This is a genomic window from Enterobacter cloacae complex sp. 382A5 (assembly GCF_050031095.1).
In the GTDB taxonomy this organism is placed as follows: Bacteria; Pseudomonadota; Gammaproteobacteria; order Enterobacterales; family Enterobacteriaceae; genus Enterobacter; species Enterobacter cloacae.
The window spans coordinates 4,302,342-4,317,013 of record NZ_JBLGVK010000001.1; the positions used below are offsets into that span (position 1 = coordinate 4,302,342).

General features: G+C 55.2%; 18 protein-coding genes. 3 read left to right on the plus strand and 15 right to left on the minus strand.

Features of this window, described 5'->3' with window-relative positions:
• Positions 1-57: 57 nt before the first annotated feature.
• The 7 genes from rpsG to fkpA form a co-directional block, all read right to left on the minus strand.
• A complete protein-coding gene (gene rpsG / locus ACQG2G_RS20390; RefSeq protein WP_003861706.1) occupies positions 58-528 on the minus strand; it encodes a 30S ribosomal protein S7 in 471 nt (156 codons plus the stop codon).
• 96 nt (positions 529-624) lie between these two features.
• Positions 625-999: a 30S ribosomal protein S12 gene (gene rpsL / locus ACQG2G_RS20395; RefSeq protein WP_000246815.1), complete on the minus strand. Its 375-nt coding sequence runs from the start codon at positions 997-999 to the stop codon at positions 625-627.
• A 124-nt stretch (positions 1,000-1,123) separates the two neighbouring features.
• Positions 1,124-1,411: a sulfurtransferase complex subunit TusB gene (tusB, locus tag ACQG2G_RS20400; RefSeq protein ID WP_013099033.1), complete on the minus strand. Its 288-nt coding sequence runs from the start codon at positions 1,409-1,411 to the stop codon at positions 1,124-1,126.
• Between the two features lie 7 nt (positions 1,412-1,418).
• The gene (gene tusC, locus ACQG2G_RS20405) at positions 1,419-1,778 is read right to left on the minus strand and encodes a sulfurtransferase complex subunit TusC (RefSeq protein ID WP_013099034.1); all 360 of its coding nucleotides are present in this window, start codon (positions 1,776-1,778) and stop codon (positions 1,419-1,421) included.
• Positions 1,778-2,164, minus strand: coding sequence for a sulfurtransferase complex subunit TusD (gene tusD / locus ACQG2G_RS20410; RefSeq protein WP_020686857.1), 387 nt, complete (start codon positions 2,162-2,164; stop codon positions 1,778-1,780). Before tusD ends, tusC begins: the two co-directional genes overlap by 1 nt.
• Positions 2,164-2,886: a helix-turn-helix transcriptional regulator gene (locus tag ACQG2G_RS20415; RefSeq protein WP_003861697.1), complete on the minus strand. Its 723-nt coding sequence runs from the start codon at positions 2,884-2,886 to the stop codon at positions 2,164-2,166. The genes tusD and ACQG2G_RS20415 overlap by 1 nt, the downstream gene beginning before the upstream one ends.
• A 166-nt stretch (positions 2,887-3,052) precedes the next feature.
• The gene (gene fkpA, locus ACQG2G_RS20420) at positions 3,053-3,874 is read right to left on the minus strand and encodes an FKBP-type peptidyl-prolyl cis-trans isomerase (RefSeq protein WP_013099036.1); all 822 of its coding nucleotides are present in this window, start codon (positions 3,872-3,874) and stop codon (positions 3,053-3,055) included.
• Positions 3,875-4,112: 238 nt separating this feature from the next.
• Between fkpA and ACQG2G_RS20425 the strand changes: the two genes are divergently transcribed.
• Positions 4,113-4,331: a protein SlyX gene (locus tag ACQG2G_RS20425; protein ID WP_003861693.1), complete on the plus strand. Its 219-nt coding sequence runs from the start codon at positions 4,113-4,115 to the stop codon at positions 4,329-4,331.
• A 34-nt stretch (positions 4,332-4,365) separates the two neighbouring features.
• Here ACQG2G_RS20425 and ACQG2G_RS20430 read toward each other — a convergent pair whose 3' ends face one another.
• The 5 genes from ACQG2G_RS20430 to kefG form a co-directional block, all read right to left on the minus strand.
• Positions 4,366-5,688 carry an IS4 family transposase gene (locus tag ACQG2G_RS20430; RefSeq protein WP_020686790.1) on the minus strand — a complete coding sequence of 441 codons (1,323 nt, stop codon included), beginning with the start codon at positions 5,686-5,688 and terminating at the stop codon, positions 4,366-4,368.
• 119 nt (positions 5,689-5,807) lie between these two features.
• Positions 5,808-6,392 carry a peptidylprolyl isomerase gene (gene slyD / locus ACQG2G_RS20435; protein ID WP_013099037.1) on the minus strand — a complete coding sequence of 195 codons (585 nt, stop codon included), beginning with the start codon at positions 6,390-6,392 and terminating at the stop codon, positions 5,808-5,810.
• 94 nt (positions 6,393-6,486) lie between these two features.
• A complete protein-coding gene (locus ACQG2G_RS20440; protein WP_013099038.1) occupies positions 6,487-6,687 on the minus strand; it encodes a YheV family putative zinc ribbon protein in 201 nt (66 codons plus the stop codon).
• A 13-nt stretch (positions 6,688-6,700) separates the two neighbouring features.
• Complete coding sequence (kefB, locus tag ACQG2G_RS20445) at positions 6,701-8,506, minus strand: glutathione-regulated potassium-efflux system protein KefB (protein ID WP_020690480.1); 1,806 nt, start codon at positions 8,504-8,506, stop codon at positions 6,701-6,703.
• The gene (gene kefG / locus ACQG2G_RS20450; protein ID WP_013099040.1) at positions 8,506-9,057 is read right to left on the minus strand and encodes a glutathione-regulated potassium-efflux system ancillary protein KefG; all 552 of its coding nucleotides are present in this window, start codon (positions 9,055-9,057) and stop codon (positions 8,506-8,508) included. Before kefG ends, kefB begins: the two co-directional genes overlap by 1 nt.
• A gap of 138 nt (positions 9,058-9,195) precedes the next feature.
• Between kefG and ACQG2G_RS20455 the strand changes: the two genes are divergently transcribed.
• Positions 9,196-11,100 carry an ABC transporter ATP-binding protein gene (locus ACQG2G_RS20455; protein ID WP_013099041.1) on the plus strand — a complete coding sequence of 635 codons (1,905 nt, stop codon included), beginning with the start codon at positions 9,196-9,198 and terminating at the stop codon, positions 11,098-11,100.
• A 15-nt stretch (positions 11,101-11,115) separates the two neighbouring features.
• Positions 11,116-12,048 (plus strand): LysR family transcriptional regulator, encoded by a 933-nt coding sequence (locus ACQG2G_RS20460; protein ID WP_348596174.1) that lies wholly within the window; start codon positions 11,116-11,118, stop codon positions 12,046-12,048.
• Between the two features lie 62 nt (positions 12,049-12,110).
• Here ACQG2G_RS20460 and mdcH read toward each other — a convergent pair whose 3' ends face one another.
• The 3 genes from mdcH to ACQG2G_RS20475 are packed head-to-tail and all read right to left on the minus strand — an operon-like array spanning position 12,111 to position 14,586.
• Entirely contained in the window at positions 12,111-13,007 is an 897-nt protein-coding gene (gene mdcH, locus ACQG2G_RS20465) for a malonate decarboxylase subunit epsilon (RefSeq protein ID WP_061772522.1), read from the minus strand.
• Entirely contained in the window at positions 13,007-13,624 is a 618-nt protein-coding gene (locus ACQG2G_RS20470; RefSeq protein ID WP_023619825.1) for a malonate decarboxylase holo-ACP synthase, read from the minus strand. The genes mdcH and ACQG2G_RS20470 overlap by 1 nt, the downstream gene beginning before the upstream one ends.
• Positions 13,625-13,626: 2 nt before the next feature.
• Positions 13,627-14,586, minus strand: coding sequence for an AEC family transporter (locus ACQG2G_RS20475; RefSeq protein WP_029882149.1), 960 nt, complete (start codon positions 14,584-14,586; stop codon positions 13,627-13,629).
• Between the last annotated feature and the right edge of the window lie 86 nt (positions 14,587-14,672).

The window sequence follows — 14,672 nt, forward strand, 5'->3', positions numbered from 1 at the left end:
ACCCAGAGCGGGCAGCTTCTCTGAAGCGCCCGCCTGGTGACTAATACTCCGAAGGGATTACCAACGGTAGTGTGCGAACGCCTTGTTGGCTTCTGCCATACGGTGAACGTCTTCACGTTTCTTAACTGCAGTACCTTTGTTTTCTGCAGCATCAGAAAGTTCGTTCGCCAGACGCAGAGCCATGGATTTATCACCGCGTTTACGAGCAGCTTCAACGATCCAACGCATTGCCAGGGCATTACGACGAACCGGACGAACTTCAACTGGAACCTGATAAGTAGAACCACCAACGCGGCGGGACTTAACTTCTACAGTTGGGCGAACGTTGTCGAGAGCGACTTCGAAAGCTTCCAGTTCATTTTTACCAGAACGCTGAGCCAGGGTCTCCAGCGCGCTGTATACGATTGCTTCTGCAGTAGATTTTTTACCATCTACCATCAGGATATTTACAAATTTTGCCAGCAGTTCTGATCCGAATTTCGGATCTGGAAGAATTTTACGCTGACCAATGACGCGACGACGTGGCATGGGAATACTCCGTTGTTAATTCAGGATTGTCCAAAACTCTACGAGTTTAGTTTGACATTAAGATAAATCAGTTTGGCCTTACTTAACGGAGAACCATTAAGCCTTAGGACGCTTCACGCCGTACTTGGAGCGAGCCTGCTTACGGTCTTTAACACCTGAGCAGTCCAGCGCACCACGAACGGTGTGGTAACGAACACCCGGAAGGTCTTTAACACGACCGCCACGGATCAGGATCACGGAGTGCTCCTGCAGGTTGTGACCTTCACCACCGATGTAGGAAGTCACTTCGAAACCGTTAGTCAAACGCACACGGCATACTTTACGCAGTGCGGAGTTTGGTTTTTTAGGAGTGGTGGTATACACACGAGTACATACACCACGTTTCTGCGGGCATGCTTCCAGCGCAGGCACGTTGCTCTTTGCAACTTTGCGTGCACGTGGTTTGCGTACCAGCTGGTTAACTGTTGCCATTAAATAGCTCCTGGTTTTAGCTTTTGCTTCGTAAACACGTAATAAAACGACCTCATACAATATGAGGACGCGAAATTTTAGGGCTACGTCGAAAAGGTGTCAAGAAATATACAGCGATCTCAAATCACCAGTTCATTTGACTGGCGTGCGTCACAGTAAGATTGACGAAATCAGTATAGCCAACCACGTCAATTTTGGCTGAAATTTGACCAGAAAGACCCCGCGCATCCAGATCGTCCTTTAGCGCAGAGACAGTTATGGGGGCATTCGTGAGGATTTCAACGAAACGGCTGCCTTCCAGCGCAGCAAGTACGCCATCCTGAATCAGCAGCAGGTCATCACCTTCGCGCAGCATGCTCAGTAGCGTGTCGATATCACATTGCCACGGTGAGCGGCTCAGGGTATGGAGCATGGCAGCCTCAGAAAGTCAGAACAGTGTCGTAGTGAGAGAGTTGTTCGCGCAGCGCAGCAGAAGACAGGCACGTGACATCCAGAACAAAAGGCGTCTTCTCATCTAATCCGCGAGCGGCCAGCGAGTCGGCACACACATAGAAGGTTTCAATGTCGTACAGCGGCAACACTTTAAAGGTGGCGATGTAATCCCGCATCAAAATCGCCTGCGGTTGCTGGCCCGCCAGAAGCTGAAACACCCCGTCCCCTAAAAAGAAGACGCCGATCTCCTCGGTCAATGCAGATGTCGCGAGCAGCGCATCCAGCCCTTCTCGGCCCGATGCGCTACCGTGCGGGGCAGTGGTAAAAACAAACGCGATGCGTTTCATCAGAATTGCACCACTCGGTCACAGGTGAGCGCAGCCTGCGCCAGCGCGCCCAGACCACTTAGTGAAAATCCGGGCTGCAGGTTGGAACCGGCTAAACCAAGACGCGCGGCTTCGGTTGTATCAGCCACACCGCGACGCAGGGCCGCTGCCACGCAGATATGCAATTCAACACCCTGCGTCTCATTTAACGCCTGCCAGGCGCGCACCAGATCAAACTCATCGCTGGCCGGCGACGTAAACTGGTTCGCGTTATAGACCCCTTCCCGATAAAAGAAGACGCTCACCAGTTCATGTCCAGCTTTTAGCAGCGCCTGGGCAAATTGCAGTGCGCTGCTGGCCTGCTGAGTGCCATACGCCGGGCCTGTCACCATTAACGCAAAACGCATTACTTATCCTGCCCCAGGAAATCACCGCTTTTGAACTGGCGAATATAGAGGTAGACCGTATGTTTGGAAATGTTCAGGCGGTCAGCCACCTGATTGATGGCGTCTTTGATATCAAAAATGCCTTTTTCATAGAGATTCAGCACGATCTGACGGTTCTTGGCGTTGTTCGATACGTTGCGATCGGCATTCACCTCTTCAATCGTGAACTCCAGCGTCTGCGTGACGAGATCCTCAACTGAAGAGGCAAAGTTAACAGAAGAGCCCACGTCTGGCGTTTCAGGCGGAATAAAGGTGCTCATGATTTGCGAGAATGGCACATCAAGGTTCATGTTGATGCACAGCAGTCCGATCACACGATGCTCGCGATTTCGAATAGCAATGGTTTCTGATTTCATCAGCACGCCGCTTTTGGCGCGAGTGAAATAGCATTTGGAGACGCTGCTGTCCGCGCCGGTCATGTCATGCAGCATACGCAATGCAAGGTCGGTAATTGGCGAACCAATTTTACGGCCAGTATGCTCACCATTAGCAATGCGGATGGCGGAACACTTCAGATCTTGCAGGGAGTGCAATACGATTTCGCAGTGGGACCCAATGAGCATCGCTAACCCGTCCACCACCGCTTCGTAGGATTTCAGAATATCGAAGTCGGTCTGGTCGAAAGGACGTTGATCCAGCAAATCAAGTTCACTGGTTTCGTTGGTTAAAAGCGACCTGGACATGAAAAAAACACTCCTTTTCAGGAGCCTGTCGTTAGGTTTTCAGGGCAGGCTCATTATCTACACGGACAACTAAATTAATACAGCGTACCTGGCACTTTCCAGTGTTAATTATATCTGCCCCACAATAAAAAAAACCGCCGCCTTAAAGGCGGCGGTTTTCATCACATTACTTCTTCGCGTCTGCGGCAGCTTTTTGATCTGCCTGCGCTTCTGGTTTCGCATCGGCTTTCGGTGCCGGTTTGATATCCAGCAGCTCTACGTCAAACACCAGCGTAGAGTTGGCAGGGATACCCGGAACGCCGGTTTTGCCATAGGCCAGATCCGGTGGGATAACCAGCTTGATCTTACCGCCTTTCTTGATGTTTTTCAGACCTTCGGTCCAGCCTGGGATCACACCATCCAGACGGAAGGAGAGCGGCTCACCGCGGGTGTAGGAGTTATCGAACTCTTTACCGTCGATCAGCGTACCTTTGTAGTTCACCACGACAGTATCGCTGTCTTTCGGTGCATCACCGGTACCTTCTTTCTCAACTTTGTATACCAGGCCGGTAGAAGAGGTTTTTACGCCCTTCTCTTTAGCAAAGGTATCGCGGTAGGCTTTGCCTTTCGCTTCGTTGTCTTTCGCGTCCGCTTCCATCTTCGTCTGAGCGGCACCTTTCACACGCGCTTCGAACGCCTGCAGAGTCTGTTCAATTTCCTGGTCAGACAGTTTGCTCTTATCAGCAAACGCATCCTGAACACCCGCGATCAGCTGAGCTTTGTCCAGTTTGATGCCCAGTTTCTCTTGTTCTTTCAGAGAATTTTCCATGTAACGACCCAGAGATGCGCCCAGTGCGTAGGCAGATTTCTGGTCGTCATTTTTGAACGCCGCTTTGCTGTCTGCAGTTGCAGCAGGCTTCGCAGCAGTATCAGCAGCGAAGGACAGCGGCGCGTTCAGCGCAACAGCCATCGTCGTCGCCAGCAGCGTTACTTTAAACAGTGATTTCATCCATATCTCCAGGGCCTGGGGACTCTCACCCCAGCATTAAACGTAAATGAGCTACGTACTATAAAACGTTGTGGAAGAAATCTACAGACAGACTCTCCCGATTCTCGCCACTTTTAAGACTATTTTTGTTTAAATAAGTTTCTTGCCAAAGGGATGGATACTGCACTAAGGAACAAACTCAGTTAAACTTCGCCGCCGCTGGCCCATTATGGCGAATCAGAAACAGACGAGGTGAATGATGAAGGACACAACGATTGAAGCGAGACTGGCTGAACTGGAAAGCCGCCTGGCTTTTCAGGACATCACCATCGAAGAGCTTAACCAGACCGTGACCGCGCATGAACTCGAAATGGCGAAACTGCGGGATCATATGCGCCTGCTGACGGAAAAGCTGAAGGCTACGCAGCCGTCAAACATCGCCTCACAGTCTGAAGAGACGCCACCACCTCACTATTGAGGCGAAAAAAAAGCGGGATAATCCCTAATGCTGGTCACTTAAGGTGATCAGCATTTTTTCTTGCCGGATATTTCTGGGCTTTTATTCTCACTTCCCGGGGGTAACTTCGCTCTCTTCTTCCCGGTAATACTAGCCACTTTGCTTTCTCATACAGCGTTCTTAACTCACCCGGCATCTTACCCGGTGAGGCCCATGGCAGCGTTATCAGAAGCCTGGTTATTTCACTTATTGTGCCGCTAAAGCTCAACTGGTAAGGCAGATAATCGCCCTTCAGTTCAAACGCCATCCTTACCATCTGGTATCTCACCAGGTTGTAAGTCAGCAGTACCCCCCATAACTCCTGTCGCACCAGTTCTGGCAACTTACTGCGTAACGTCCAGCGGCTGTCCATCATTCCCTGCTTCGCTTCCCGGTAACCCAGTTCAATTTCCCACCTGTGACGATATAACTCGCTGATATCATTGCCAGGGTAGCGATTCTGGTCTGTCAGGGATGTCAGAACCTGTTTTTCTTTTCCGTCAACCGTTCGGGTCAGCAGTCTTGCGGTGAACCGCCCCGGGAGTGCTGGCCACTGTTTCCGGGCCTGTGGGCTGGTTTTCAGTTCAACAAGCTCGTCGCCACGTCCCAGCTTACGCACAACTTCATATTGTGTGTTTTTTTTCAGTGGCAGCAGCCAGTGCCGGTTTTCTCCGGACATCTGCCAGTGATGAAGCAGTCCCGGAGAGTAAAATCCTTTATCGAATAAAGTGATACTCTCATCCGGCGTTCTTTCTGCCAGCTGCGCTGCCAGTCGCATTTCGCTGACGTTCTCGCTGTCAAAGGCGCTGGCGTTGATCAGATGGCTGCTCAGCTCCATCAGACAAACCATCCTGACCTGCGGATAGCCACCGGTACCATTTCGCCCTGCGGGTCTGCTGAAGGCCGCGCTGTTTTCCGGCGTGTCTGCCGTACGCCAGACAACACCGTCCACAGCAAACAGATTCAGTCCGTGCCATTTCGGATGGGCCGCCTGCTGGTTCCAGTACCGCTGTGTAATGTCGAACAGTTCCCGCACAGCATCTTCCCCGAGCGTTTTTCGGCGCTGAATAACTGAGCTGCGGGCGGTGAAAGGCTCACCGGTCCTGTCAGTGATATCCATCAGATTCACGATCTCGGTCATAGGGCGATTGCAGAAAATGGACATGCCAACGACCAGCCAAATCATGGATTCAAGAGGAAGTTTGCGTTTGCGGAGTGTGACAGTATCAGTCAACGTTAACGCTTTCTGAATGAATTCAGTGGGAATGAGGTCCGAGAGGCTACGGGCGTGCTCAGGGGAGGTAACGTTGATAATGCCGAGGGCTTGTGAAAGTTCCATTTAAAAAAGGGTCCATGATGAACATGAACCCTTTTTACACCAGCCACCGGATCGGTCAACCGATCCTTAAACGATCGGCATTAGGATAATCCCGCTTTTTTATTTTCCGTTATACGGAATTAGTGGCAGCCACAGCCGCCGTTACCGCAACCACCTTTACCGTGGTCGTGACCATGGTCGTGGCCGTGGCCACCGCAGCAGCCGTCATGGCCGTGATCGTGGTCATGGTCGTGACCGTGCGCACCGTGAACGTGGCCATGAGCCAGCTCTTCTTCGGTTGCTTCACGGATAGCGACAACTTCTACGTTGAACTTCAGGTTCTGGCCAGCCAGCATGTGGTTGCCATCAACCACAACGTGGTCGTCTTCAACTTCAGTAATTTCAACCGGAACCGGGCCCTGGTCAGTTTCCGCCAGGAAGCGCATGCCAACCTGCAGTTCGTCAACGCCCATGAACACGTCTTTAGGAACGCGCTGAACCAGGTTGTCGTCATACTGGCCGTATGCGTCGTTCGCGCCTACAGCAACGTCAAATTTATCGCCAACTTCATGACCTTCCAGCGCGTTTTCCAGGCCGGAAATCAGGGAACCGTGACCATGCAGGTAGTCCAGCGGCGCACTCACCGGAGACTCATCAACCAACACACCGTCTTCTGTACGTACCTGATAGGCCAGGCTGACCACCAGGTCTTTTGCTACTTTCATGATATCTCCTGAGCGTGGGAAAATTGCTGGCGCAGATTGTAGCGGAAATCTGCACCCGTGTACCCTTTAGCTTAAAAAAACTCAGGGCATATCGCTAGTCCGGATGAAAAATGCCGATCACTTGCTCTTCTTTGCGTACATGATCGCGTGCTTCTTTGTCGGCCTCACGCATCTGGTGGCCGCACTTAACACACTCAACAACATCAATATTATTTTCACGCCACATTGCCAGAGTATCTTGCGCCTGGCAGGAAGGGCACTTTGCGCCCGCAATAAAGCGTTTACGTACAGCCATATTTGGTTACCCTTTATTCAAATTCGTCCCATCCGTCCAGCTGGCGTCGTTCCTGCTGCATCTCGCGCTGGAAAATCTCCTCCAGCTCGCGACGCGCTTCCCGCACGCGGGAAATCTGCGCCGTATCCGTGTGTACGGGCATCAGCTCGCGCAGCATTCGCATATCCAGCCGTCGGAAGTGCATCTGGGCCCGCTGCGCCTGATGCGGGTGCATACCCAGCGAAATCAACGCTTTGCGCCCCAGCTCCAGCGCACTGGAAAACGTCTCACGCGAGAAGTGTTTCACACCCGCCTGCAACAGTTCGTGCGCTTCAACACGACCCCGCGCACGCGCCAGAATATGCAGATGCGGGAAATGCTGCTGGCAGAGTTCGACCAGCTTCATCGTATCTTCCGGATCGTTACAGGTAATGACGATCGACTCCGCCGCCTCGGCACCTGCGGATCGCAGCAGTTCGAGCTGCGTCGCATCGCCGTAGTAAACCTTGTATCCATATTTGCGCATCAGGTTGACCGCGCTGATATCCCGCTCTAGCACCGTGATGCGCATTTTGTTCGCCATCAGCAGACGACCAATCACCTGCCCGAAGCGGCCAAACCCCACCACAATCACTTGCGGCTTATCGTCTTCCACCCACGGGGCTTCGTCTTCATCGTCAGCCGGGTTTAAGCGGCGCGACAGCAGTTTATCCACCAGCTTCATCAGCAGCGGCGTGGTCATCATCGACAGCGTGACCGTCACCAGCAGAAGCGCCATCTGATCGTCTTTGAACAGTTTCTGGGACGATGCCGTAGAGAACAGCACAAACGCGAACTCTCCCCCCTGGCTTAGCACGCTGGCAAACTGCATACGTTCCGAACTGCGCAGCCCGGATATACGCGCCAGGACATACAGCACCAGCGTTTTCACCGCCACCAGCACAGCCACGCTCACAATAACCCACAGCAGATGGGTATAGAGCACACCGAGATTGAGCGCCATGCCCACCGAAATAAAGAACAGCCCTAACAGCAGCCCTTTAAAGGGTTCGATCGCAATTTCCAGTTCGTGGCGGTATTCGCTCTCGGCGAGCAGCACCCCGGCGATAAACGTACCCAGCGCCATCGACAGCCCCAGCGCGTCCATAAACAGCGCAGAGCCTAATACCAGCAGCAGCGTTGCGGCGGTAAACACCTCGCGCACGCCTGACGCGGCGATGAAGCGGAACACCGGCCGCAGCAGAAAACGTCCCCCAATTAGCATGCCCGCAAAAGCCAGCACCTTCATGGAGACTTTTGCCCAGTCAAAGTGATCGTCACCCGGCCCGGCCAACAGCGGCACCAGCGCTAACGCCGGGATCACCGCTAAATCCTGAAACAGCAGCACCGAAAAGCCCAGTTGCCCCGACTCACTGCGGTTCATGCCCTTATCCCGCATCAGCTGCAATGCCATCGCCGTTGAGGACATGGCAAGGCCAATACCGCCGATGGTCGCCGCCTGCCACGAAAAGTCAGTGAGCATCAGCAATCCGGCCAGAATGGCCGCGCTGAACAGCACCTGCGCCGCGCCAACGCCAAAGATAGAGCGTCGGAGCTGCCACAGCTTTGACGGATTCAGCTCCAGGCCAATGATGAACATCAGGAAGACCACACCCAACTCGGAGAAATGGAGAATTTCATCGACATCGCTGATGAATCCCAGCCCCCAGGGGCCAATCGCGATCCCCGCCAGCAGATACCCGAGTACCGCGCCAATACCGAGCCGTGCGGCCAACGGTACAGCCACCACCGCGGCAAACAAAAACAGCACCCCGGCGAGGAGTAAATTCGATCCTTCCATTAACGCCCTCCTGCCGGAATCGGTGATGCCAGCCATTCGCCATACGCTCTGGCGTGGCTCGCCAGCTCCTTCGGATCCTGACGCCGTGCCCAGTAGACAATAATCGGGCTCATCCAGTGCATACGGCACATCGCCGCCGTCAGTTCAAACGGTCGCAGGATATCGCTCATCGGATAACGGTTAAGGCCATCGTAGCGGTAGGCGCTCTCCGGCTCACCGGTGGTAATCACACTACGCCAGTACTTTCCCGCCAGTTGGTTGCCCCCCACCCCGCTGGAAAACCCCCGGCTCAGCACCCGATCCAGCCACTCTTTCAGCAGGGCCGGACAGCTATAGGTATAGAGCGGATGCTGGAATACAATCACATCATGCTGACGCAGCAATTCCTGCTCGTACGGAATATCGATAAAGAAATCAGGGTAGTGCGCGTAGAGATCGTGCACCGTCACGTTACTGAGCTGAGTAGCCGGCTTAAGCAGGACGCGGTTTGCCACCGAGTCCTGAGATTCCGGATGGGCATACAGCAGCAGCACTTTTGCTGTCTGAGACATCACTCCCCTCCCGGTTCTGTTTCTGTTTTTGTGTATCGTCGTTGTTTTGGGCTACCATGGCGGCCCGGTGCGGAAAATGGCCCACACCTTACATTATCATAATGACAAATTAACATAGTCGGAACATACGGCGCTTCTATGATTGTTTTCTCCTCGTTACAAATTCGCCGCGGCGTGCGCGTCCTGCTGGATAACGCCACCGCCACCATTAATCCAGGTCAAAAAGTGGGTCTGGTCGGCAAAAACGGCTGCGGTAAATCCACCCTGCTGGCGCTGCTGAAAAACGAGATTAGCGCGGATGGCGGTAACTTTACTTATCCGGGAAACTGGCAGCTCGCCTGGGTAAACCAGGAGACGCCCGCCCTGAGTGAGCCGGCGCTCGACTATGTTATTGATGGCGATCGTGAATACCGTAAGCTGGAAGCGGAACTGAACGCCGCCAACGAGCGCAACGATGGCCACGCCATCGCCACCGTCCACGGCAAGCTGGACGCCATCGACGCATGGACCATTCGCTCCCGCGCTTCCAGCCTGCTCCACGGCCTGGGGTTCAGCAACGAACAGCTTGAACGTCCCGTCAGCGACTTCTCCGGTGGCTGGCGTATGCGTCTTAACCTGGCGCAGGCGCTGATCTGCCGCTCCGATTTGCTGTTGCTCGATGAACCGACCAACCACCTCGATCTCGATGCGGTCATTTGGCTGGAGAAGTGGCTCAAGAGCTATCAGGGCACTCTGATTCTGATCTCCCACGACCGCGACTTCCTCGATCCGGTGGTGGATAAAATCATTCATATCGAACAGCAAAATATGTTCGAGTACACCGGTAACTACAGCTCTTTCGAACGCCAGCGCGCAACGCGCCTCGCTCAACAGCAGGCAATGTACGAAAGCCAGCAGCAGCGCGTGGCGCATCTGCAGAGTTTTGTTGACCGCTTCAAGGCCAAAGCCTCGAAGGCCAAGCAGGCCCAGAGCCGCATCAAGATGCTGGAACGCATGGAGATGATTGCCCCGGCGCATGTGGATAACCCGTTCCACTTCAGCTTCCGCGAGCCGGAGAGCCTGCCAAACCCGCTGCTGAAGATGGAAAAAGTGAGCGCCGGATACGGCGATCGCATCATCCTCGACTCCATCAAACTCAACCTGGTGCCGGGTTCGCGCATTGGTCTTCTGGGGCGTAACGGTGCCGGTAAGTCAACGCTCATCAAACTGCTGGCGGGCGAGCTTAACCCGGTAAGCGGCGAAATCGGTCTGGCGAAAGGCATCAAGCTTGGCTACTTCGCCCAGCATCAGCTGGAATTTTTACGCGCGGATGAATCCCCTATCCAGCATCTGGCACGTCTGGCGCCGCAGGAGATGGAGCAGAAGCTGCGCGACTACCTCGGCGGCTTTGGCTTCCAGGGTGATAAGGTCACTGAAAACACAGAGCGTTTCTCCGGCGGCGAAAAAGCGCGTCTGGTGCTGGCGCTGATCGTCTGGCAGCGCCCGAACCTGCTGCTGCTCGATGAACCGACCAACCACCTAGACCTTGACATGCGTCAGGCACTGACCGAAGCGCTGATTGAGTTTGAGGGCGCGCTGGTTGTGGTCTCGCACGATCGGCACCTGATCCGCTCCACCACGGACGATCTCTATCTGGTGCACGACGGTAAAGTCGAGCCGTTTGACGGCGACCTGGAAGACTATCAGCAGTGGCTGACGGACGTGCAGAAGCAAGAGAACCAGCCGGAAGAGTCGGCGAAAGAGAATGCCAACAGCGCGCAGGCGCGTAAAGATCAGAAGCGTCGTGAAGCTGAACTGCGTACTCAGACTCAACCACTGCGTAAAGAGATTGCCCGTCTCGAAAAAGAGATGGAAAAGCTCAACGCCACGCTTGCCGCCGTTGAAGAGAAGCTGGGCGACAGCGAACTGTATGACCAGAGCCGTAAAGCGGAGCTGACCGACTGTCTGCAAACCCAGGCGAAGACCAAATCCAGCCTCGAAGAGTGCGAAATGGCATGGCTGGATGCCCAGGAACAGCTGGAAGCGATGCTGCAGGCTGACTGACACGTCGGGAGGGTTATGGGTTTCGATATCACGAGCGACATTACATTCCGTAAGCTCAGCATCTTCATGACGTTTATGGAGAAGGGCAATATCGCGCGTACTGCCGAAACGCTGGGTCTGAGCGGCGTCAGCGTGCATCGTGCACTGCATACTCTGGAAGAGAACGTTCGCTGTCCGCTCTTTACCCATAAGGGACGTAACCTGATTGCCCTTCCGTCCGCCTGGACGCTGCTGGAGTATTGTCAGGAGGTTATGCAGGTGATGGAGCGCGGGCTGGAAGAGTCCCGTAAAGTCGCCGGTATTGGTCAGGGACGGTTGCGCGTCGGCACGCTCTACTCGCTGACGCTGGAAACCGTGCCGCGCCTGATCATGGGCATGAAGCTGCGTCGCCCGGATCTGGAGATGGATCTGACCATGGGCTCCAACGATACGTTGCTGCATATGTTTGACGACGGTACGCTGGACGCGATCCTCATCTCGATTTCCGAAAGCAATATCGACCGCAACAGCCTTGAAGTCCTCCCCCTGTTTCATGATGACATTTTCCTGGCCGCGCCTGCCTCTGCCACGCTGAATACCAGCGGGCTGGCGGATTTACGCGATTATAAAGATCAGAAATTTGTCTCGCTGGCAGAAGGGTTTGCCACCTATGCGGGGTTCCAGGAGGCATTTCATATCGCTGGATTTGAACCGGAAATCGTCACCCGCGTGAATGACATTTTCTCAATGCTCAGCCTGGTTCAGGCGGGCGTCGGCTTTACGCTGATGCCGGGCAGGATGAAGAAGGTCTACGAAAATTCGGTGCAGCTACTGAAGCTGGCAGAACCGTATCAGATGCAGCAGCTTATCGCGATTGTGTTCGCCCGCAACCGCGAGCAGGACCCGAGCCTGCGGGCATTAGCCGCCGAAGGGCGGATGTATGCGCGCAGCCTGCAGGAAAGTGTGTGATACAAAACAAGGCAACCGAACCCGTAGGCCCGGTAAGGCGCAGCCGCTACCGGGCTAAAAATTCACGCACGAAGCCGACCCGCCAGATGCACCGCCACATCCACACCGCTGCGCTCCAGTGAAAGGGTCTCCCCTTCCCACGCGGCCTGTCGCGTCAGACAGGTCAGTACCCCGCCGGGCGGCATCTCGATCGCCAGCCGGGCTTCGCGTTCGTTAGCGGAAATCATCGCCTCCTGCCAGCGCACCGTACGCGCCATGTTCATCGCCAGATCGTCCGCGATCTTTTCCGGCTGCCAGAGCACGCGCCCGGTGCTGCCGCTCAGGTACGCACAGCGTGGACGAGCCAGCGTGACGGACTCAAACGCCGCCGCCAGCTTTTGTGCCGGCTCCGCCAGCAGTTCACAATGGGATGGCACGCTGACTGCCAGCCTTTGCACTTTGCTCGCCCCCTTTTCCAGGGCGCGTTTTGCCACCTGCACCATCCCTTCATCGGATCCGGCAATGACGATCTGCGTTTCGGCATTCAGGTTAGCAATATACGTTCCGCTACCCTCGATAAGCTGTTCCACCTGCGGCAGGGTTAAGCCCATGATGGCCGTCAGGCCGTAGCCGTGGGGCCAGGCCTGCTCCATCAGGTCGCCACGCAGCGCCACCAGCTTAAGCGCGTCCGAAAATTCCAGCGCCCCTGCCACTACCGCCGCGGGATAAGCGCCAATCGATAAACCGCTGACGATGTCAGGCGACACGTCACGTCGCTCCAGCTCGCGCGCCCAGGACACGCCAGCAATCAGCAGAGAAAGCTGAACCGCACGGGTATGGGTTAACGAGGCGGCACTGTCCAGCGTATCAACTTCGTTGCCCAGCACCTCACGCGCCTGAGCCAGTTCCGTTCCCGGCAGGTTTTGCAGCATACCTTCATGCTGCGTACCCTGCCCCGGAAAGGTAAACAGTATTTTCATCACTCCTCCCTGCGCCATGGGTCTGCCACCAGGCGTGGCCCACGGCGGGTTTTCAGCAGCGTTTTGCCATCGCGCAGCCACTCCGCCAGCGCGAATCCGCCCTCTGGCGTATCCACCTGGGTATCAGCCCGGCACAGCGCACCACTCAACTGCGACTGCCAGGCGGTAAACGCGTCGGGTGATATCGGCTGCGGGGCGCGGATCAGCAGATCAAGATCGCTGTCGGCATGGATCACCGGAATGCCGGTCGCCAGCGCATAGCCGGTGCTGCCGGTTATGCCCCATGTCCAAGGCCACGACTGCTGAGCAAGCTGTAACGCCACCTGAACCGGTGGCTGGGTGACAAACGGCGAACGCAGCAGATCGGCGGTGACGCACAGCTCTTCAGGTGACACCACGCGTAACACATTCCCGGGCTTCACCCATCCAGCCGCCCGCTGGTCGCGGCGCAGTCCGCGCACGCCAACGGGGATTCGGTCATCGTTATCAACATCACGCCGCACCACTACCGGCAGGCCGGTATGCCAGGCGGCATCCACCCAGGTTTCAGTAATACCTTCCAGCGCGTCGCGCGAGGTAAGCCAGATGAGGTCGTGGGGGCGTAATGTTGTGGTCATGATTACATTCCTGAAGTCAGCGAGATAAACAGCGGCAGCGACAGAATACACAGAACTGAGCTTAACAGCAGTACCGCTTCTGCATCCGGTGACTGCACGCCAAAGCGGTTACCAAACACGACCCCGAAGAAGCCCGCAGACAGCGCAATCATCAGAATAGCGGTGATCGCCACGGAGCCGTGCAGACCGAAGATTAAAACGATACCCCAGGCAATGGCTGGCTGGATAAGCAGCTTAGCGATGGTGGAAGTGATCACCATGGTGTTGATCTGCAGCTTACGGGCAGAGAGGATCACCCCAGTCAGGAACAGCGCCGCAGCGGTGGCAGACAGCCCCAACGGTTTAATTGCAGAGAGGACCAGTTCCGGCATTTTGATGCCGATGGCGGATAAAATCACCCCCAGCAGAGGCCCCATCACGATCGGTTTTTTAATGGATCGCCACATCAGCACCGGCAGCATAGAGAGGGTTGAGCCGGAGGTATTGCCCTCAGCGCGCGCTTTTTCCCGCTCCAGAATCAGCAAACAGAACGGCGTCATCAGCACGGACCCGCAGGCAATAGAGACCGCCACAGACAGAGACGTGGTAGATCCTTCACCCAGCACGCTGCCCAGAATCGGCAGACCAAGCGCCGCATAGTTTGGCAGCGCGACGGTGAGCGTCAGCACGGCCGCATCCTGAGGGGATTTTTTAAAGACCTTCGTGGCAAGGAAATAGATGGCTGCGTAGGTGATCCACATCGCCAGAGTCAGTACCAGGATCAGCGGCGACTGCGCCACGATACCGGTCCACGGGGTTTGCACGGTCGCGCTGAACAGCGCGGCAGGCAGCGCAAAATCCATGACGAAGATATTGAGCAGGGAAACATTTTTGTTATCGACCATCTTTGCCTTACCGGCCCAGAATCCCAGCAGCATGATGACGAAAATCGGTGCGAGAGCATGAACAATTACGTAAGTCATAAATCACCTGTGATTAAAAAGAAGTAGCACTGGCGCGATGATTATTATTTTCAGGATGCAGTTTCCCGCACGGGCGTAACGGATAC

Coding starts and splice junctions, on each gene's coding strand:
- rpsG (WP_003861706.1), bottom strand. CDS start 528: ATGCCACGTCGTCGCGTCATTGGTCAGCGTAAAATTCTTCCAGATCCG.
- rpsL (WP_000246815.1), bottom strand. CDS start 999: ATGGCAACAGTTAACCAGCTGGTACGCAAACCACGTGCACGCAAAGTT.
- tusB (WP_013099033.1), bottom strand. CDS start 1,411: ATGCTCCATACCCTGAGCCGCTCACCGTGGCAATGTGATATCGACACG.
- tusC (WP_013099034.1), bottom strand. CDS start 1,778: ATGAAACGCATCGCGTTTGTTTTTACCACTGCCCCGCACGGTAGCGCA.
- tusD (WP_020686857.1), bottom strand. CDS start 2,164: ATGCGTTTTGCGTTAATGGTGACAGGCCCGGCGTATGGCACTCAGCAG.
- ACQG2G_RS20415 (WP_003861697.1), bottom strand. CDS start 2,886: ATGTCCAGGTCGCTTTTAACCAACGAAACCAGTGAACTTGATTTGCTG.
- fkpA (WP_013099036.1), bottom strand. CDS start 3,874: ATGAAATCACTGTTTAAAGTAACGCTGCTGGCGACGACGATGGCTGTT.
- ACQG2G_RS20425 (WP_003861693.1), top strand. CDS start 4,113: ATGAAGGACACAACGATTGAAGCGAGACTGGCTGAACTGGAAAGCCGC.
- ACQG2G_RS20430 (WP_020686790.1), bottom strand. CDS start 5,688: ATGGAACTTTCACAAGCCCTCGGCATTATCAACGTTACCTCCCCTGAG.
- slyD (WP_013099037.1), bottom strand. CDS start 6,392: ATGAAAGTAGCAAAAGACCTGGTGGTCAGCCTGGCCTATCAGGTACGT.
- ACQG2G_RS20440 (WP_013099038.1), bottom strand. CDS start 6,687: ATGGCTGTACGTAAACGCTTTATTGCGGGCGCAAAGTGCCCTTCCTGC.
- kefB (WP_020690480.1), bottom strand. CDS start 8,506: ATGGAAGGATCGAATTTACTCCTCGCCGGGGTGCTGTTTTTGTTTGCC.
- kefG (WP_013099040.1), bottom strand. CDS start 9,057: ATGTCTCAGACAGCAAAAGTGCTGCTGCTGTATGCCCATCCGGAATCT.
- ACQG2G_RS20455 (WP_013099041.1), top strand. CDS start 9,196: ATGATTGTTTTCTCCTCGTTACAAATTCGCCGCGGCGTGCGCGTCCTG.
- ACQG2G_RS20460 (WP_348596174.1), top strand. CDS start 11,116: ATGGGTTTCGATATCACGAGCGACATTACATTCCGTAAGCTCAGCATC.
- mdcH (WP_061772522.1), bottom strand. CDS start 13,007: ATGAAAATACTGTTTACCTTTCCGGGGCAGGGTACGCAGCATGAAGGT.
- ACQG2G_RS20470 (WP_023619825.1), bottom strand. CDS start 13,624: ATGACCACAACATTACGCCCCCACGACCTCATCTGGCTTACCTCGCGC.
- ACQG2G_RS20475 (WP_029882149.1), bottom strand. CDS start 14,586: ATGACTTACGTAATTGTTCATGCTCTCGCACCGATTTTCGTCATCATG.